At 38.6% G+C, this 16,519-nt stretch carries 14 protein-coding genes, 4 tRNA genes and 2 pseudogenes; 18 read left to right on the top strand and 2 right to left on the bottom strand.

The annotated features are described in order from the left end of the window. Positions 1-41: 41 nt before the first annotated feature. Positions 42-317, bottom strand: coding sequence for an oxidative damage protection protein (locus tag AVJ19_RS18125; RefSeq protein ID WP_111861016.1), 276 nt, complete (start codon positions 315-317; stop codon positions 42-44). A gap of 39 nt (positions 318-356) precedes the next feature. After that, entirely contained in the window at positions 357-1,787 is a 1,431-nt protein-coding gene (gene argH, locus AVJ19_RS18120; protein ID WP_111861015.1) for an argininosuccinate lyase, read from the bottom strand. On the opposite strand from argH, the pseudogene AVJ19_RS18115 reads away from it, so the two are divergent. The 18 genes and pseudogenes from AVJ19_RS18115 to AVJ19_RS18030 all read left to right on the top strand — a co-directional run bounded on the left by AVJ19_RS18115 (position 1,778) and on the right by AVJ19_RS18030 (position 16,377). Next, positions 1,778-2,931, top strand: a pseudogene (locus tag AVJ19_RS18115) (sensor histidine kinase). The gene argH and the pseudogene AVJ19_RS18115 sit on opposite strands and share 10 nt — an antisense overlap. A gap of 51 nt (positions 2,932-2,982) precedes the next feature. Further along, complete coding sequence (locus tag AVJ19_RS18110; RefSeq protein WP_111861013.1) at positions 2,983-3,720, top strand: LytR/AlgR family response regulator transcription factor; 738 nt, start codon at positions 2,983-2,985, stop codon at positions 3,718-3,720. A gap of 94 nt (positions 3,721-3,814) precedes the next feature. Beyond that, the gene (hemC, locus tag AVJ19_RS18105) at positions 3,815-4,738 is read left to right on the top strand and encodes a hydroxymethylbilane synthase (RefSeq protein WP_171334246.1); all 924 of its coding nucleotides are present in this window, start codon (positions 3,815-3,817) and stop codon (positions 4,736-4,738) included. Beyond that, on the top strand, positions 4,738-5,520 hold the full coding sequence (locus AVJ19_RS18100) for a uroporphyrinogen-III synthase (protein ID WP_111861011.1): 783 nt from the start codon (positions 4,738-4,740) through the stop codon (positions 5,518-5,520). Before hemC ends, AVJ19_RS18100 begins: the two co-directional genes overlap by 1 nt. Beyond that, the gene (locus tag AVJ19_RS18095) at positions 5,517-6,359 is read left to right on the top strand and encodes a hypothetical protein (RefSeq protein ID WP_111861010.1); all 843 of its coding nucleotides are present in this window, start codon (positions 5,517-5,519) and stop codon (positions 6,357-6,359) included. The genes AVJ19_RS18100 and AVJ19_RS18095 overlap by 4 nt, the downstream gene beginning before the upstream one ends. A 4-nt stretch (positions 6,360-6,363) precedes the next feature. After that, positions 6,364-7,560 carry a heme biosynthesis protein HemY gene (locus tag AVJ19_RS18090; RefSeq protein WP_111861009.1) on the top strand — a complete coding sequence of 399 codons (1,197 nt, stop codon included), beginning with the start codon at positions 6,364-6,366 and terminating at the stop codon, positions 7,558-7,560. A 9-nt stretch (positions 7,561-7,569) separates the two neighbouring features. Further along, the gene (locus AVJ19_RS18085) at positions 7,570-8,001 is read left to right on the top strand and encodes an acyl-CoA thioesterase (RefSeq protein ID WP_111861008.1); all 432 of its coding nucleotides are present in this window, start codon (positions 7,570-7,572) and stop codon (positions 7,999-8,001) included. Positions 8,002-8,261: 260 nt separating this feature from the next. Then, complete coding sequence (locus AVJ19_RS18080; protein ID WP_111861007.1) at positions 8,262-8,588, top strand: H-NS family nucleoid-associated regulatory protein; 327 nt, start codon at positions 8,262-8,264, stop codon at positions 8,586-8,588. Between the two features lie 170 nt (positions 8,589-8,758). Next, a pseudogene (gene gspN, locus AVJ19_RS18075) lies at positions 8,759-9,502 on the top strand (type II secretion system protein N). A gap of 2 nt (positions 9,503-9,504) precedes the next feature. Further along, the gene (locus AVJ19_RS18070; RefSeq protein WP_111861017.1) at positions 9,505-10,359 is read left to right on the top strand and encodes a type II secretion system protein N; all 855 of its coding nucleotides are present in this window, start codon (positions 9,505-9,507) and stop codon (positions 10,357-10,359) included. A 41-nt stretch (positions 10,360-10,400) separates the two neighbouring features. Next, entirely contained in the window at positions 10,401-12,632 is a 2,232-nt protein-coding gene (gene gspD / locus AVJ19_RS18065; protein WP_111861006.1) for a type II secretion system secretin GspD, read from the top strand. A gap of 126 nt (positions 12,633-12,758) precedes the next feature. Next, positions 12,759-13,499 (top strand): FHA domain-containing protein, encoded by a 741-nt coding sequence (locus AVJ19_RS18060; RefSeq protein WP_111861005.1) that lies wholly within the window; start codon positions 12,759-12,761, stop codon positions 13,497-13,499. Between the two features lie 73 nt (positions 13,500-13,572). After that, positions 13,573-14,241 carry an HAD-IA family hydrolase gene (locus AVJ19_RS18055; RefSeq protein ID WP_111861004.1) on the top strand — a complete coding sequence of 223 codons (669 nt, stop codon included), beginning with the start codon at positions 13,573-13,575 and terminating at the stop codon, positions 14,239-14,241. A gap of 133 nt (positions 14,242-14,374) precedes the next feature. Next, complete coding sequence (gene trpE / locus AVJ19_RS18050) at positions 14,375-15,868, top strand: anthranilate synthase component I (RefSeq protein ID WP_111861003.1); 1,494 nt, start codon at positions 14,375-14,377, stop codon at positions 15,866-15,868. 97 nt (positions 15,869-15,965) lie between these two features. Beyond that, a tRNA-Thr gene (locus AVJ19_RS18045) sits at positions 15,966-16,041 on the top strand. Between the two features lie 53 nt (positions 16,042-16,094). Beyond that, positions 16,095-16,178, top strand: a tRNA-Tyr gene (locus AVJ19_RS18040). A gap of 35 nt (positions 16,179-16,213) precedes the next feature. Next, positions 16,214-16,289 (top strand) — tRNA-Gly (locus AVJ19_RS18035). 13 nt (positions 16,290-16,302) lie between these two features. Then, positions 16,303-16,377, top strand: a tRNA-Thr gene (locus tag AVJ19_RS18030). Positions 16,378-16,519 lie beyond the last annotated feature (142 nt).

Genomic DNA, 16,519 nt, shown 5'->3' with positions numbered 1-16,519 from the left:
ACATCTTCGATGTTTGTCTTGCAGAAAAATAAGGCAATGCCTTATTTTTCTTCAGGCTTTAGCCCTTCAGCTTTTTCCAATGATTCATCATTGTTAAAGAATTTTTCACGCTGTTCTTCAAGAAACTTTTTTGCATCTGGTTCAAACACATTTAAACGTTTTTCATTGATCAACGTGGTTTGATGTTTGAGCCATTCTTGCCAAGCTTGCTTTGAGATGGTGTCAAATAATTCCTGACCCTTTGCACCTGGAAAAGGTGCAAAGTCTAAAGCGTCCATTTCTTGTTGATATTTACGGCAAAATACTTGTCGAGACATATCAATACTCCAATTCACTTCAAAGTTAAACTTAAAAAATTAAGCGTATAATTTTTCCAAACGTGTATAAGCACGTGCAATCGCAGCTTCAACTTGAGCAGGTGCAGTACCACCAATATGGTTACGTGCATTTACAGATGCTTCTAAAGTCAGTGCTTTTTCAAATACATCTGCTTGAATCAAGTCAGAGAACTGTTGAAGTTGCTCAAGGCTGAGTTCAGATAAATCTTTTGATTCCTGTACACCCAATGCAACCGCTTTACCTACAATTTCATGTGCATCACGGAATGCCACACCATTTTTAACCAAATAATCGGCTAAATCAGTTGCAGTTGAGAAACCACGAAGTGCCGCTTCACGCATGATCTCGATATTAGGCACAAGCGCAGGAATCATATCTGCAAATGCCATGAGTGAACCACGTACAGTATCAATCGAATCAAACAATGGTTCTTTGTCTTCTTGGTTGTCTTTGTTATAAGCCAACGGTTGACCTTTCATGAGGGTTAAAAGACTCATCAAATCACCATAGACACGACCTGTTTTACCACGGATCAACTCAGGAACATCTGGGTTTTTCTTCTGTGGCATGATCGAAGAACCTGTACAGAAACGGTCAGGAATATTGACAAATTTAAACTGTGCAGAAGTCCAAAGAATCATTTCTTCTGACATGCGAGATAAATGCATCATGATTAAAGATGCCGCAGCATTAAACTCAATCCCGAAATCACGGTCAGACACAGCATCAAGTGAGTTTTCACAGACTGCTTCAAAACCTAAAAGCTGAGCAGTATATTCACGCTCGATAGGATAGGTTGTCCCTGCAAGCGCAGCAGAACCGAGCGGTAAACGATTGACACGTTTACGGCAGTCGATCAAACGCTCAGAGTCACGCACCAACATTTCAAACCAAGCCATTAAGTGATGACCAAAAGTCACAGGCTGTGCAGTTTGTAAATGGGTAAAACCTGGCATGATGGTGGTGGTATTTTCAGCAGCTAAACCTAAAATGCCTTTTTGTAATTTTTCAAGAAGTTGTAAGATGGCATCAATTTCATCACGCACATATAAGCGGATGTCTGTTGCCACTTGGTCGTTACGGCTACGACCTGTATGTAATTTTTTACCTGTAATGCCAATGCGTTGTGTCAGGCGAGATTCGATATTCATGTGCACATCTTCCAAGTCGATGCGCCATTCAAAATTGCCTGCTTCAATTTCAGCTTTGATGGTATTTAAACCATTGATAATGTCATCACGCTCTTGCTCGGTTAAAACACCGACTTTGGCAAGCATGGTTGCATGTGCAATTGAGCCTGCAATATCTTGTTTATAAAAGCGTTGGTCAAATTGCACAGATGCTGTAAATTCAGCAACAAAAGCATCAGTTGCTTCAGAAAAACGACCGCCCCACATGCCTGAGGTTTGGGCTTGTGACGGATTTGATGAATTAGAAGATGTGGTCATGTCGGCTCATTTAAAAAAAGCAATAGAACTGGAAAATAGTATAGCAAATTCAAGCTTACTTTCCGTAGCGCAGTAACACGAATCTGGTTTAAATATGCAAAATGCTCAAAATCGTCCACATTTTTTTAGCAAAATCAGTCAATGGCAATATTTTATTGAACTGTTTATTGGCAGCAATGTCTTGGCTTTGGTTTTGGCTTTGGCGGAGGCTCAAGCATGGTCAAATTTGCAATTTAATCATGTTATTCAATATATTTTATATATTAATTGGATTTTATTGGCATTTACCGCTTGGGTAGATTTTTTCCAAAATCGACTCAAAAAAATGGGTGATTTAAGCGCAGTCATTTTTGGTTTTGCTTTGCTGGAGTTGATCGTATTTGTCACCACGATTGTTTTAAATAGTGTGTTGCATTGGGGAGGGAATTTTTCATTAAACCGTTTAACCAGTGCGATTGTTTTTGATAATGTTGTGTTACATCTCAGTTACGGCGCACTTTTAGGGGCTTTTTGTTTACGTTATATTTATATGCGTGGGCAATGGTTTAAACAGCAAAATAGTGAATTAAATGCACGGGTGCAAGCTATGCAAGCACGGATTCATCCGCATTTTTTATTTAATAGTTTAAACAGCGTGGTGAGCTTGATTAGCATTGATCCTGACAAAGCAGAACAGATGTTGATTGATTTGTCTAAATTATTTCGAGTCAGCTTTCAGGAATTAAAACTGGTGAGTTTGGCGGAGGAAATTGAATTATCAGAAAAATATATTCGGATTGAACAAATTCGTTTGGGTGATCGTTTAAATGTAGAATGGAATATTCAGCAGCCTCAACTGCTCAAACAGGTTAAAATTCCATTGTTAACTTTACAGCCACTCATTGAGAACAGTATCTTTCACGGGGTTGAACAAAGGCATATCAATGCTAAAATCGGAATACTGGTTGAAATATTGCAAAATCAAGTCACTATAGTCATTACCAACCCGTTTATACAGGATAGAATAAATTCAAGAGAGGGACATGGTATTGCATTGGATAATGTTAAGCAGCGTTTAAAAGCACATTTTGGTGAGTCTGTTCAATTTCGCAGTATTGCAGGAAAAGAGCGTTTTACCACCATCATGCAATATCAATATAAATAATACAACGACAGAGCAAAACATTAAAAGAATGGTGATGCAAAAGGAGGGAGAATGGATATCCTAATTTGTGATGATGAGCCACTTGCGGTTGAGCGATTATCACGATTAGTAGCGCAATTGGGGCATCATGTCGTAGCAACTGCACAGCATGGACAGGAAGCACTCGAACTTGTAGAACATTATGCACCTGATGTGGTTTTATTGGACATTCAAATGCCTGAAATGGATGGCTTGGAGTGCGCAAAACAATTAAGCCAATTTGACCCAATGCCTGCAATTATTTTTTGTACCGCATACGATGAGCATGCATTGCAAGCAATTCAATCTCAAGCAAAAGGATATTTGTTAAAACCGATCGCAAAGGACGATCTAAATGATGTATTGGAGAGTTTAACTAAGTTAACTCAAGCTCAAATCACCAATTTAGAACAAAAAGAACTCATGGAAGAAAAAGTGCAAAGACAGCAAATTGCTGCAAAAACTTATCGGGGATTGGAATTGATTCCAATTGAAAATATTTACTATTTTTTAGCAGATCAAAAATACGTCACGGTGCGCCATAAAAATGGCAGTGTATTGATTGATGAAACACTGAAAGATTTAGAATCAGAATTTGCAGGTAAATTTATTCGAATTCATCGTAATGCACTTATTTCCATAGATTATTTGGATGGTTTAGAAATGGTCGCTTCGGGACAGTATCAGGTGCGTTGTCGTGAATTGGATGAAAAACTTGCGGTGAGTCGTCGACATTTACCAAGTTTAAGAGAACGAATGCAGAACTTATAGCACGACAAGTTACGACTTTCTGCGATAATTTACTTGCATTTTTAGAGCAGGACGTTAAGTTTAGAGTGTTTAAACGTTTGGCAAAGCTGAAATGATGAAGACCCTGAAAATAGCAACAAGACAAAGCCCTCTTGCAATGTGGCAAGCTGAACATATTCGTGATCGTTTGGAGCAGTTGCATCCACATCTTCAAGTGGAGTTGGTGACTTTTGTGACGCAAGGTGACAAAATTTTAGATACACCATTGGCGAAAATTGGTGGTAAAGGCTTATTTGTTAAAGAGTTAGAAGCAGCTTTATTGGATGGTCGTGCAGATTTAGCAGTGCATTCCATGAAAGATGTACCGATGCAGTTGCCAGAAGGTTTAGAGCTTGCTGTGATCTGTGAACGTGAAGATCCGTTGGATGCTTTCGTATCGAACCACTATGAAAAGTTTGAAGATTTACCACAAGGGGCAAAACTTGGTACTTCAAGTTTACGCCGTAAATGCCAAGTTTTAAAGCAACGCCCTGATTTAGAGGTGATTGATTTACGTGGTAATGTTGGTACACGTTTATCTAAGCTTGATGCAGAACAATACGATGCAATTATTTTGGCAAGTTCAGGTTTAAAGCGTTTAGGTTTACACGAACGTATCCGTCATACACTTGCACCAGAAATCAGTTTACCTGCAGTGGGTCAAGGGGCTTTGGGCTTAGAATGTCGTAGCCATGATCAAGACGTTTTAGACCTCATCATGCCACTCATGCATCATGATACTAATGTTTGTGTACGTGCGGAGCGTGCTTTCAATGCTTATTTGGAAGGCGGTTGCCAAGTGCCAATTGCAGGCTATGCAACTGTGCAAGCACAACAGATTCAGCTAGAGGGGCGAGTCGGTAGTCCTGATGGTCAGACTTTATTGGTACAACGTGTACAAGGTACTGAAGATCAAGCAGAGCAGCTAGGGGTAGAACTAGCCAAGGCTTTACTGGCATTGGGTGCGGGTGACCTGCTCAAAGCGCTTTATCAAGATTAATGTTATTTATTAATACTCGACCCACCGACCGTGCGCAGATACTGAGTCAAAGTCTGGCGCAGGTCGGGATTGAGGTCATTGAATTACCATTGTTGGAGCTATCAGCACAACCTTTTTCAGATGCATTAAATGCCTTATATCAACAGCTTTTAGACACACAAATGATCGTGGTGGTCAGTCCAACGGCGGTTGAAGTCGGCATGCAGTATTTACAACAGAGTGCTGTGCAGCTTGCACAATTACAACATATCGAATGGGTTGCTGTTGGAAAAACCACTGCCCAAGCCTTAGCAAAATATCAAATCAGTAGTCATGTGCCCGAAGTGGAAACCTCAGAAGGTATGTTGGGGTTGAGTGTTTTTGATAATGTGAAGCATCTGCAAAAAATTGCGTTTTGGCGTGGAGAAGGTGGTCGGCAATTTATGATGCAACAATGCCAAGCACGTCAGCTTGAAGTGTTGAATTTTATTCTGTATGAACGACATTTACCTGTCACAAGCTTAGCGCAATATGACGCTATGCTTTTAAAATTAGATGATATACCTAAGCCTTATGTGGTCTGTATCAGTAGTGAAGCGAGTTGGTTAAATTGGTTGCAGCTAAATCAACAAAATTTAGCACTGATTCAGCAGTGTCATTATTTGGTTTTGGGTGAGCGTTTGTATCAAATTTTGCATGAATATAAGAAAAAGATGGCAATGTGCTTTAATATCAGCACACTCGAAAATTTAAAAACAGCAACTGTTTTACAGCAAATTCAACAATTGCAAAGGAATGTATGAAGAAGTTTATCTATCTCTTATTTTTTATAGCGATGGCATGGTTAGGGAAACTGAGCTATGACTTTTATCATGTTTCTCAGCAACTTGCAGATATTCAAAGTACTTTGCATCAAAGTGAACAGAAAAATGCGACATTGAATGATCAAGTGGTGGCATTACAACGAGATCCGACAGCGGCTCGTACTGCGCCTGCAAAAAATGCACCTACAGCACCACAGAATAAGCAATTGATTACGCAAAGTATTCAACCCTCGGCATTGATTAAACAGCAATTGGAGTTAGTAAAGTTTGCTTTGCAACAACAGCAGTTTATTTTTGCTTTAGAACAGTTGGTGCAGCTTAATAAAAATCTCGATCAGTACAATTTGGCGGACTCATTGAAAAGTAGTTTGCATCAAGCCATTCAGCAAGATATGCAAGCAATTCAAAAATTTAGCCAAATGCGAAATGAACAACAAGAACAATTAAATGAAGTTTTACAACAACTTGATCAAGCGATTCAAGCTGAGATTCAGCAGCCAAATTTAAGCCCTGCCAAGCAAAATGCGCAATATTTCTGGCAACGTTGGTTTCAAGTACAGCGTGTGGATCAGTCTAGTGCAGCATTGGTGAATCGACGTTTAATTCTAAAAGAAAGTCAACTGAGAATTATTTTGGCACAACAGGCTTTGTTACGTGGAGAAGATGTTGAATATCAAAATATGCTGAATTTGGTGATTCAACAATTAGATGAGTTACCTGATGCAAATAGTCAGAAATTTAAGCAGCAGTTACTGAAAATCAAACAAATGCCGATTTTAACAGTACCTAAACTCAATACAAGTACGGTATTGGGGTAGAAATATGAAGCAAATTTTAGGTGTTTATGGGTTTATTACTTTAATTATTTTTGCTTTATTGAGTTTACTGAGTTATTCATCAGGTGCGGGATATATTTATCTCTATTGGAACAGTATTCAAATCCAAACCAATGTTTGGGTGATGGTGTTTTTCTTTCTATTATTAAGTTTTATGGTGCATCTCGCATGGCATCTGTTAAAACGTTATTTAAATAAAGAACGCCGTAAATTGGAAAATGCCTTGAGTTTTAATCGTTTGCATCCTTATGAACAATTGGGTGTGGTGTGGTTACTAGAGGGTGAACGTGAGAAACAAGACTTCATTCAAGATATTTTTAACCAGTCAGGTTTATTAAAAAATATTATTCAAGCTCGGTTGCTATTTACTGGGCAGTATTATCCAGAAGCGTTAAAAGCATTAGAACAAAGCTCAACGGCTGCTTTTGAACTGGCAGAAGTACAACGTATTGAAATTTATTTAGCAGAAAATCAAGCTCAATCGGCACTGACACATTTAGAATTTCTCAGTGGGCATGAATTATCACCATGGTTAAAACAAGTGAGCCAAGCATATTCACATAAATTACAAAATTTATGGGGGGAGTTTGCAATCAAGTTTCCATTTGAGTATTTGCATTCAACACAGTTTGGTACATTATTAAATGAAGAGACTCAAAAGCTTTGGTTAACTGAAGTATTATTACAAATCGAAAATGCAAGCGCTGAAGAACATGAATTAATTCAACAACGTTATTTAACTGTAGTGGAACATTTGGCAGATTTGCCTTATGAGATCAAAGTATTGTGGTTAAAGGTATTAACGCATTATCCTGAAATGAGTCAGCAACATCAAAACTTAGCATTGCAATTATTAAATGAAAAGTTTGATCAAGATGTATTTTATTTATTATTCCAACAATATTTGTTACGCCAAAATCCTGATTATGAATATATTGAACAACAAATCGAGTATTTAGAAGGGAAATATTTTGGGATTCCTGTATTTGCCTTTGCTAAATGGCATATCTATAACGCTATGGGTAAAACAGAACAAGCACAGCAATTATTAGCATTATATCCAGATGATGCATTGATGAATTATCTTAGAATTAAGTCAACACTCAATGGTAATGATGATTTGATTTTGCAGTTAAATTCGATTTTTGAGAATGATGCAAATTTTGTAAAATTTAAAATTTAAGGACAATATATGTTTGAATTATCACGTTATCCTATTGTGTATGAACAAAAAGTTGCATGGGGCGATATGGATGCATTTGGGCATGTTAATAATGTGCAATATTATCGTTATATAGAAAGTGCACGTATTGAGTATTTTGATGCTTTAAATGTATTTGCTGAAGATATATTGACAGTGGTTGCATCAAGTCAATGTAAATATTTAAAACCTGTGTTTTATCCTGATCAGTTAAAAATTTATACCCGTACCGAAGAAATGAGAAATAGTGCGATTCGTATGCATTATGTTTTATGGAGTGCGCAGCAAAATCAGATTGTTGCTGAAGGTGAGGCAGTTGTGGTTTTTGTTGATAAAGTTGCAATGAAGAAAGCAAGCATTCCTGATGTTTTACGACAACGAATAATAGATTTAGAAAAGCAAGCAGAACATATATTAAAATAAAAAATGTGGATGAATTATATTGATGTCCTCAATTGTGTCTGATTTTATTTTTTATTTTTGTGTAAAAAATAAATAGGGCACTTAATTAAGTATGAAATATAGTGTATATTATTTGTGCGGATATAATCAAAATACATTCATTTTTTGTTTATTTTATGTGAGTGAGCAAAGGGTTTAGTATTGCTAATTAATATTATTAAAAATATTATAATAGCCGAATTATTTTGAAATAATTATTAAGAATTGACTATGGAGTTAATATGATGCCGGATATTAGTAATCTTTCAGTAGAAGAGTTAGAGCGTTTAGCAGCACAAGCAGAAGCGTTAATCGAATCAAAAAAAGATCAAAAAATTGAAGATGCCTATAATAAAATTATTGAAATTGCTGAAGCAGCAGGACTGACTTTAGAACAGTTTATTGAATATGGTTCACATAAACGTAAAAAGACGGTACGTAAAGCAGTTGAGCCACGCTATCGCAATAAAAACAACGCAGCAGATACATGGACAGGACGTGGTAAGCAACCACGTTGGTTGGTTGCTGAAATTGAGAAAGGCGCTAAATTAGAAGATTTCTTGATCTAATCTTCATGTAAGTGTCATTCAAAGCCCTTAATATCCAAAAACCAAGCAAAACTGCTTGGTTTTTTTATCAGAGTGAATTGGAGATACTCAAAAATTATGCATAATGTGTAGTCATAACTCAGGCATCATCTTGCATGGAAGAATAAATGAATATGTGTTGGTAGGGCTAGATGAATAAAAAATCAAAACAGTTAACTTGGTGGGTTGTTGGCATCATAGCCTTTTTCGTCTTTGTATTATTACAAGTACCTGCAACATGGTTAATTTCTAAATTTTATAAAAATAATCAAACTTTACAAAATGTCAGTGGCAATATTTGGCAAGGGCAAGCAGATTGGCATCAAGGTAATCTAAGGGGTTCGATTGCATGGCGTACTCGCCCTTTTGATTTAATTTTGCTGCGTGCAGGTGCTAATGTCGAAATTCATAGTGGACAAACCCAATTAAAAGGTGTTGCAGCGTATGGCTTAGGAAAGCGTGTCACCATTAAAAATATGACAGGTCAAATTGCACCTGAAACTTTAAAAAACATTGTAGATTGGCAGTGGCCAAGTAATGCGATTCAACTGAAAGATGTAAATTTTAAATTTAAAAAAGAATACAGGCTTTAGTGATAGTGAGGGGCAGTTACAGTGGGCGGGTGTGAGCTAATTTATACTTATGCGCAGCGCCAAGATCGCATGAATATGCCTTCGTTGAATGGACAACTAAAAGATGAAGCAGGCAAGCTGATGTTTGATATTCAAGACCAGCGTAGCCAAAAAATGGCAAATCTTACTTTAGATCCAAGCATGATGTTGGATGTGCAACTGACACAACGTTTCTTGCTCAATGTTCCTTCTTATGATGGTAAAGCTGGTTTGGATACGTACGTGATCAGTAGTCGTCAACCCTTGTTGCAAGGAGGGTCTTGATGATGAATATTAAAGACCAATTGGAACAAGTATCTTGGAAAAAACTGGATAAACTTGCACCTTTAGTTTTATTGTTATTGATTCTGGCAATAAGCTGGAAATTGGCTGCAATGTTTTGGTGGACGATTGCACCGCCACAAGTGATGCAATCTGAAGCAGTACAACTTGGCGCCCAACAACCACAAGTGCCGAATATTTCAAGTTTTGCTTTGTTTTATGAAGCCAATAAAAGTGAAGCACAGGCGGATGAAAGTATTCCGATGCAGTTGCAAGGGGTTGTAGTCGGTTATCCGAGTCGAAATTCTTCAGCTGTGATTAAAGTGAATGAGGTTGCAGATCGCTTTATTGTTGGACAAAATATTGAAAATAGTGGCTATGAACTGTCAGAAGTGTATTGGGATCGTGTGGTTTTACGTCAAGCAAGTGGTGCGACCAGAGAACTTAAATTTAACAGTTTAGGTAATTTGTACCAACCACTTGAACCAAGTCAGTCAGCAGCAAATGATGTAGCACCAGTACAAGTACCTGCTGCCACACCAGAGACCTCACCCAATAATAATCAAACGGCTTTGAGTCAGGCGATTGAAAAAATGAATCAGGACAAAGACCAATATTTAAAAAATATGGGTGTCAATACACAAGGTGGGCAGGGCTATGAAGTTACTGATCAGACACCATCGGCATTGCGTAACAAATTAGGATTAAGATCAGGTGATCGCATTATTTCTCTTAATGGACAAGCTGTGGGTCAAGGACAAAGTGATGTACAACTGCTAGAACAAGCAAAACGTGATGGTAAAGTAAGAATTGAAATTAAGCGTGGTGATCAAGTGATGACCATTCAGCAAAGTTTGTAAGTGATGAGAACTACAAATAAAATTAGGAACGATAATAAGTTATGGCTTTTTTGAATCATCGACCAGTCTGGGCACTAGTGGCGGCTGCTCCTTTAATGACAGTTATCAGCACAGCAAGCTATGCACAAACATGGAAAATCAACTTACGTGATGCAGATTTAACAGCTTTTATTAATGAAGTTGCAGACATCACAGGGAAGAATTTTGCAGTTGATCCACGTGTGCGTGGTAATGTCACGGTGATTTCAAATAAACCCCTAAATAAAAATGAAGTTTATGACTTATTTTTAGGTGTGTTAAATGTCAATGGTGTGGTTGCTGTGCCATCAGGTAATACCATTCGCTTGATTCCTGACAGCAATATCCGTAACTCTAGCGTGCAATATGATCCACGTAATAATGCGCGGGGTGATCAGATCGTGACACGTGTGATTTGGTTGGAAAATACTAATCCAAATGATTTGATTCCTGCGTTACGTCCTTTGATGCCACAATTTGCGCATATGGCGGCGATTCAAGGAACTAACGCTTTGATCGTGTCAGATCGTGCGAGTAATATTTATCAAATAGAAACCTTGATTCGTAATTTGGATGGTACAGGGCAAAATGATATTGAAGCTGTGACGCTACAATCAAGTCAGGCAGAAGAAATCATTAGTTTGTTGGACTCAATGGCGGCAACAGGATCTTCCAAAGATTTTGCAGGTTCACGTGTGCGAATTATTGCGGATAAACGTACCAATCGCATTATCTTAAAAGGTGATCCAACATCCCGTAAACGTTTACGCAACATGGTGGAAATGTTAGATGTCCCATCAGCAGATCGTTTGGGTGGTTTAAAAGTCTTTAAACTCAAATATGCAAATGCAAAAAATTTATCTGAAATATTACAAGGTTTAGTCACAGGGCAGGCGGTCAGCTCAAGTAATAATTCTAATTCATCAAATAATACATCTAATACTTCAATCAGTGGTTTCAGTAATAATAATTCTAGTAGTTCATCACTTAGTAATAGCACGAGTGGTTCGAGTGCAACAGGCTCATCAATTAACTTAAACAGTAATTCTGCAAATAATAACCAAAATAATATCAGTAGTTTTAATGGTAATGGTGTCAGCATCATTGCTGACAGTACGCAGAATGCCTTGATTGTGAAAGCTGATCCGCAGCTTATGCGAGAAATTGATGCTGCAATTCAGCAGCTAGACATACGCCGCCAACAAGTCTTGATTGAGGCTGCAATCATTGAAATCGAAGGGAGTGATGCAGATCAACTGGGTGTGCAATGGGCGATGGGCGATTTAAGCACAGGTGTAGGCTTGATTAACTTCTCTAATGCAGGTTCAAGTTTAGCAAAACTAGCAGCAGGTTATGCAACAGGTGGCGCAGCAGGGATTGGTGCTGCGATGGGTGGTGCAGCGGGGACGTCTTTGATCCTTGGGGATTATAAAGAAGGCTCGGATGGTTCTCGTAAGCTATATGGTGCGATGATTCAAGCATTGAAAGAAAAAACCAAATCGAATTTATTATCTACACCATCTCTTGTGACCATGGATAATGAAGAGGCTTATATTGTTGTGGGTGAAAACGTTCCCTTTGTCACAGGTTCTGTCAGTACAACAGGAGGGACTGCAAATCCATATACCTCAATTGAGCGTAAAGATGTCGGGATTACCTTGAAGGTGACACCGCAGATTGGTGAAGGTGGTTCGGTACGCCTAGCGGTTGAGCAAGAAGTCTCAAATGTGAATGATAGTCGAGGCGAGGCGGCTGACTTGGTAACGAGTAAGCGTGCAATTAAAACCACCGTATTGGCTGATCATGGGCAAACTATTGTTTTAGGTGGATTAATTTCTGATGACACGAGAAGTTCACGTCAGTCAGTGCCGTTCTTAGGAGCGATTCCAGGGCTTGGGCGACTTTTTAGATCAGACAATAGTAATAATAAAAAACGTAATTTATTAATTTTTATTCACCCAACGATTGTCGATGATAATAATGACATGCGTCGTTTAACACAACAACGTTATGATCAGCTTTACGGTTTACAGTTGGCGATGGATAAAGATGGTAATTTCTCAAAACTTCCAGCTAATGTTGATGATATTTACCAACAGCGTTTGCCTTTGGCATCTGATCCAAAAAATCAACCTACGATCGTGCAACCAACAGCGCCAAGTTATCAACAAGTACCTTCGGGTGGTGCAAACCAAGCCATTACCACTCCAGTGGCTGAGGATCAATCTAAAATTCAGCAACAAAAGGTCAATTAAATTTTAATGTAATGGATATTTTGTGTATGAATATTTTGGAATTCAGTTTGTAGTGCGGACGTTAAGGCTGTTAAAAACTGAATTTCACGTGTTAATATGCTTTTGAATCAGAATGAGAAGATCATCATGACTTGGAAATTAAAGGCAATTAGTGCAGAACTTGATGGCAAAGAAGTATCAATTGATAAAGATATGCTGGTTGGTCGTCATCAAGAGGCAGATATTCTTTTGCAATCGGCAGAGATTTCACGCCGTCATGCTGCTTTTTTAGTAAAGGATGATGCACTTTGGATTCAAGATTTGAAATCATCGAATGGCACGTTTGTAAATGACATTCGTATTGATGAGCAAAAATTATTAAAAGATAGTGATATTGTTCAGTTTGCTAGTCTAAAATTTCATGTGTATGCACCTGCTGTACAGACTGTTGTGTCTGAAACAGTTGCATCAGTTGTTACATCTGAACGAATTTCCCCAGAGGTTGTGGTCGAAGAAATAGTGCAGCCTGCGGAAGCGATTGCAACGTCAGAAGTTCAACAGCCTGTTGTGGAAGAAAAAGTGATAACAGAAAAAACCGCAGCAGAAAAAATGAATGAGCAGGGGATGCCTGAGCTTTCATCACGTGATGAGGCGGTTCAATTATCTCGTGATGGTATGCCAACTAATGTTAGCGTGCCAAAGCCTGCACCCATTCCTGCTCATGTAGACATTCATGCACCAGCATCTGTGCCAGAAGCATGTGAGATTAAGACACCTGATGTGTGTGTAGAGAAAGAAGTAGAAACACAGAAAAATGCAAAAGTTGGACTCATCACCATTATTACCTTAGTCATTTTGGCGGTGATTGCTTGGCTATTCTTCAAATAAGCCTTGTTTCAACTTACAATCAAGGCATGCAATCGCATGCCTTTGTTTTATCAATCATCAGTGGAAGTGAAATATGAATGTTGCAAAGTTGGATCAACGAGAGCTGATTTTATTTGACCTAGATGGTACCTTGGTTGATTCTGCATTCGATCTGTATCGTGCCATGAATTTAAGCTTAGAGCGACTTGGATTGCCTTTGGTGACAGAAGCACAAGTGCGTATTTGGATTGGTAAAGGGACTGCATTATTTTGCGAAAGTACATTGGGATATTTAAAGGGTGAGGTCGATCCAGATTTACATCAACAATTACTTGCTACATTTTTAGAGATTTATAATGCAGATCCTTGTGTGGATACCCAACCCTTTCATGGCATTTTGGATTTTTTACAATGGGGTATTCAAAACAATAAAAAATTAATTTGTGTGACCAATAAGCCAGAACAACCTGCACGTAAGATTTTAGAAATTTTAAATATGGATCACTATTTTGTAGATGTGATTGGCGGTGATCGTTTCGAAAAACGTAAGCCCGATCCAATACAGTTGAATTATTGTATTGAGCATTACCAATCTACAGCAGATAAAACTTTGATGGTTGGCGATTCAAGCAATGATGTAGAAGCAGCACGCCGTGCAGGGATTGATTGTGTTGTATTGAGCTATGGTTATAATCATGGCGAGGATATTCAGCTATGTCAGCCACAGCAAGTGATTAATGATGTTATGGAATTACTGCGTTAAGAACATGTAAATCCTGCAAAATAAATTGATGAAAAGGAAAGAGGAATGAACAGTAAACAAGTTTTTCGATGGCGACACTAAGTACGATCCACATTTAAATCTATTTAGTAAAATCGAAAAAGAGAATTTCCTGATGACCACATTAAATCAATTTGAACAACTCAAAACCGCAGGCTATAACCTGATTCCTGTTTATCGCCAACGCCTTGCAGATACAGATACACCTTTGTCTGTATTTGCACGTTTGAAAGATCATCAACAAGCTTATTTATTTGAATCGGTCGAAGGTGGTGAAAATTGGGCGCGCTATTCGATTATTGGTTTGGGAGAGTCAACTGTATTTTCCTGTAATGCAGGGCAACTGACCATTCAACAAGCCAATGGTGATATGAGTCAACAGGCATGTTCAGATCCATTTCAATATATTCGAGATTTTCAAGCACAGTTTAAAGTGCCACCGCATGACCTTATTCCAACCTTGCCACAATTTACAGGTGGCTTGGTGGGTTACTTTGGTTATGATTCGGTGCGTTATATCGAGCCACGCTTAAAAAATGTGCCTGAAGCTGATCCGGTTGGATTGCCTGATTTGTGGATGATGTTGTCTAAAACAGTGATTGTCTTTGATAACTTAAAAGATACCTTATTTCTGATTGTGCATGCTGATGTGAATGATGCAGAGGCTTATCAGAAGGCACAGCAACAATTAGATGAATTAGAAGCTTTGCTGGCGACACCGATCAGCTTACAAGCCAAAAAACATACAGCGCCACATTTCGAATCATTAACAGGCAAAGAAAACTATCTGGCCTCGATTGAAAAAGTCAAAGAATACATTCGTGCAGGCGATGTGATGCAGGTTGTGCCAGGTCATCGTATGGTGTCCGATTTTGATGGCGAGCCACTGCAGGTCTATCGTGCCTTACGTCACTTAAATCCATCACCATATTTATTCTTAGTGCAAGGACAAACTTTAGACAATAAAAAACCATTCCACATCGTAGGTTCTTCACCTGAAATTTTATCTCGTTTGGAAAATGGTATTGCGACGGTACGTCCACTGGCAGGTACACGCCCACGAGGAAAAACCAAAGAAGAAGATTTGGCACTAGAACAAGACTTGCTTTCGGATGAAAAAGAAATTGCAGAACATCTCATGCTGATTGATTTGGGGCGAAATGATGTAGGACGTGTCTCAAAAATCGGTAAAGTACAAGTGACTGATCAAATGGTGATCGAACGTTATTCACATGTGATGCATATCGTCTCCAATGTGCAGGGTGAGGTACTGGATGATGTCGATGCTTTGGATGTTTTTAAAGCAACATTCCCAGCGGGCACACTTTCTGGTGCACCAAAAATCCGTGCAATGGAAATTATTGACGAAGTTGAGCCTGTAAAACGTGGAATTTTTGGTGGAGCTGTTGGTTATTTAGGCTGGCATGGTGAAATGGACATGTCGATTGCAATTCGAACCTGCGTAATTCGTGAAAATAAGGTTTATGTGCAGGCGGGTGCAGGTTTAGTTTATGACTCAAATCCCGAATCTGAGTGGAATGAAACCCAAATAAAAGCTCGCGCAGTGATCAAAGCGGTTGAATTATCATCAAATGGATTGATTTTATAGGTTTTTAACGATTTTTTTTAAAAAAACACTTGCAAGGATTTTTCTTTTTGCTAAACTGCACACCGTTCCGATACGAAAGGTACGAAACAAAAGAAACGCCGGCATAGCTCAGTTGGTAGAGCAACTGACTTGTAATCAGTAGGTCCACAGTTCGAATCCGTGTGCCGGCACCATCTAAAGTTTTGTGATATAGTAGTAAAGGTTCAACACTGAAAGTAAGTGTAAAGGTGAGATTCCCGAGCGGTCAAAGGGAGCAGACTGTAACTCTGCCACGAAAGTTTCGAAGGTTCGAATCCTTCTCTCACCACCATTAACTTTGATTGAAGTGGTAATTACCAACATTAAGCGGGAGTAGCTCAGTTGGTAGAGCGGTAGCCTTCCAAGCTACATGTCGCGAGTTCGACCCTCGTCTCCCGCTCCAATCGAAGCGATTTGCTCTTATAGCTCAGTGGTAGAGCACTCCCTTGGTAAGGGAGAGGTCTCGAGTTCAAATCTCGATAAGAGCTCCAGATTACAGTTTAGTAGATTACTCTACAAAAATTCAGAAGCAGGCTTATTAGTCTGCTTTTCAAGTATTTGGTGTCTGGTTTTTTAGACAATGTGTCGATAAGTTGTATTATAACTGTGTTCGACGTAAACGAGGAAAGTAAA

This window comes from Acinetobacter sp. CFCC 10889, from assembly GCF_003268395.1.
GTDB lineage: Bacteria > Pseudomonadota > Gammaproteobacteria > Pseudomonadales > Moraxellaceae > Acinetobacter.
Note: the sequence above shows the minus strand (reverse complement) of the source record. Positions and strands in the feature narration are given on the sequence as shown.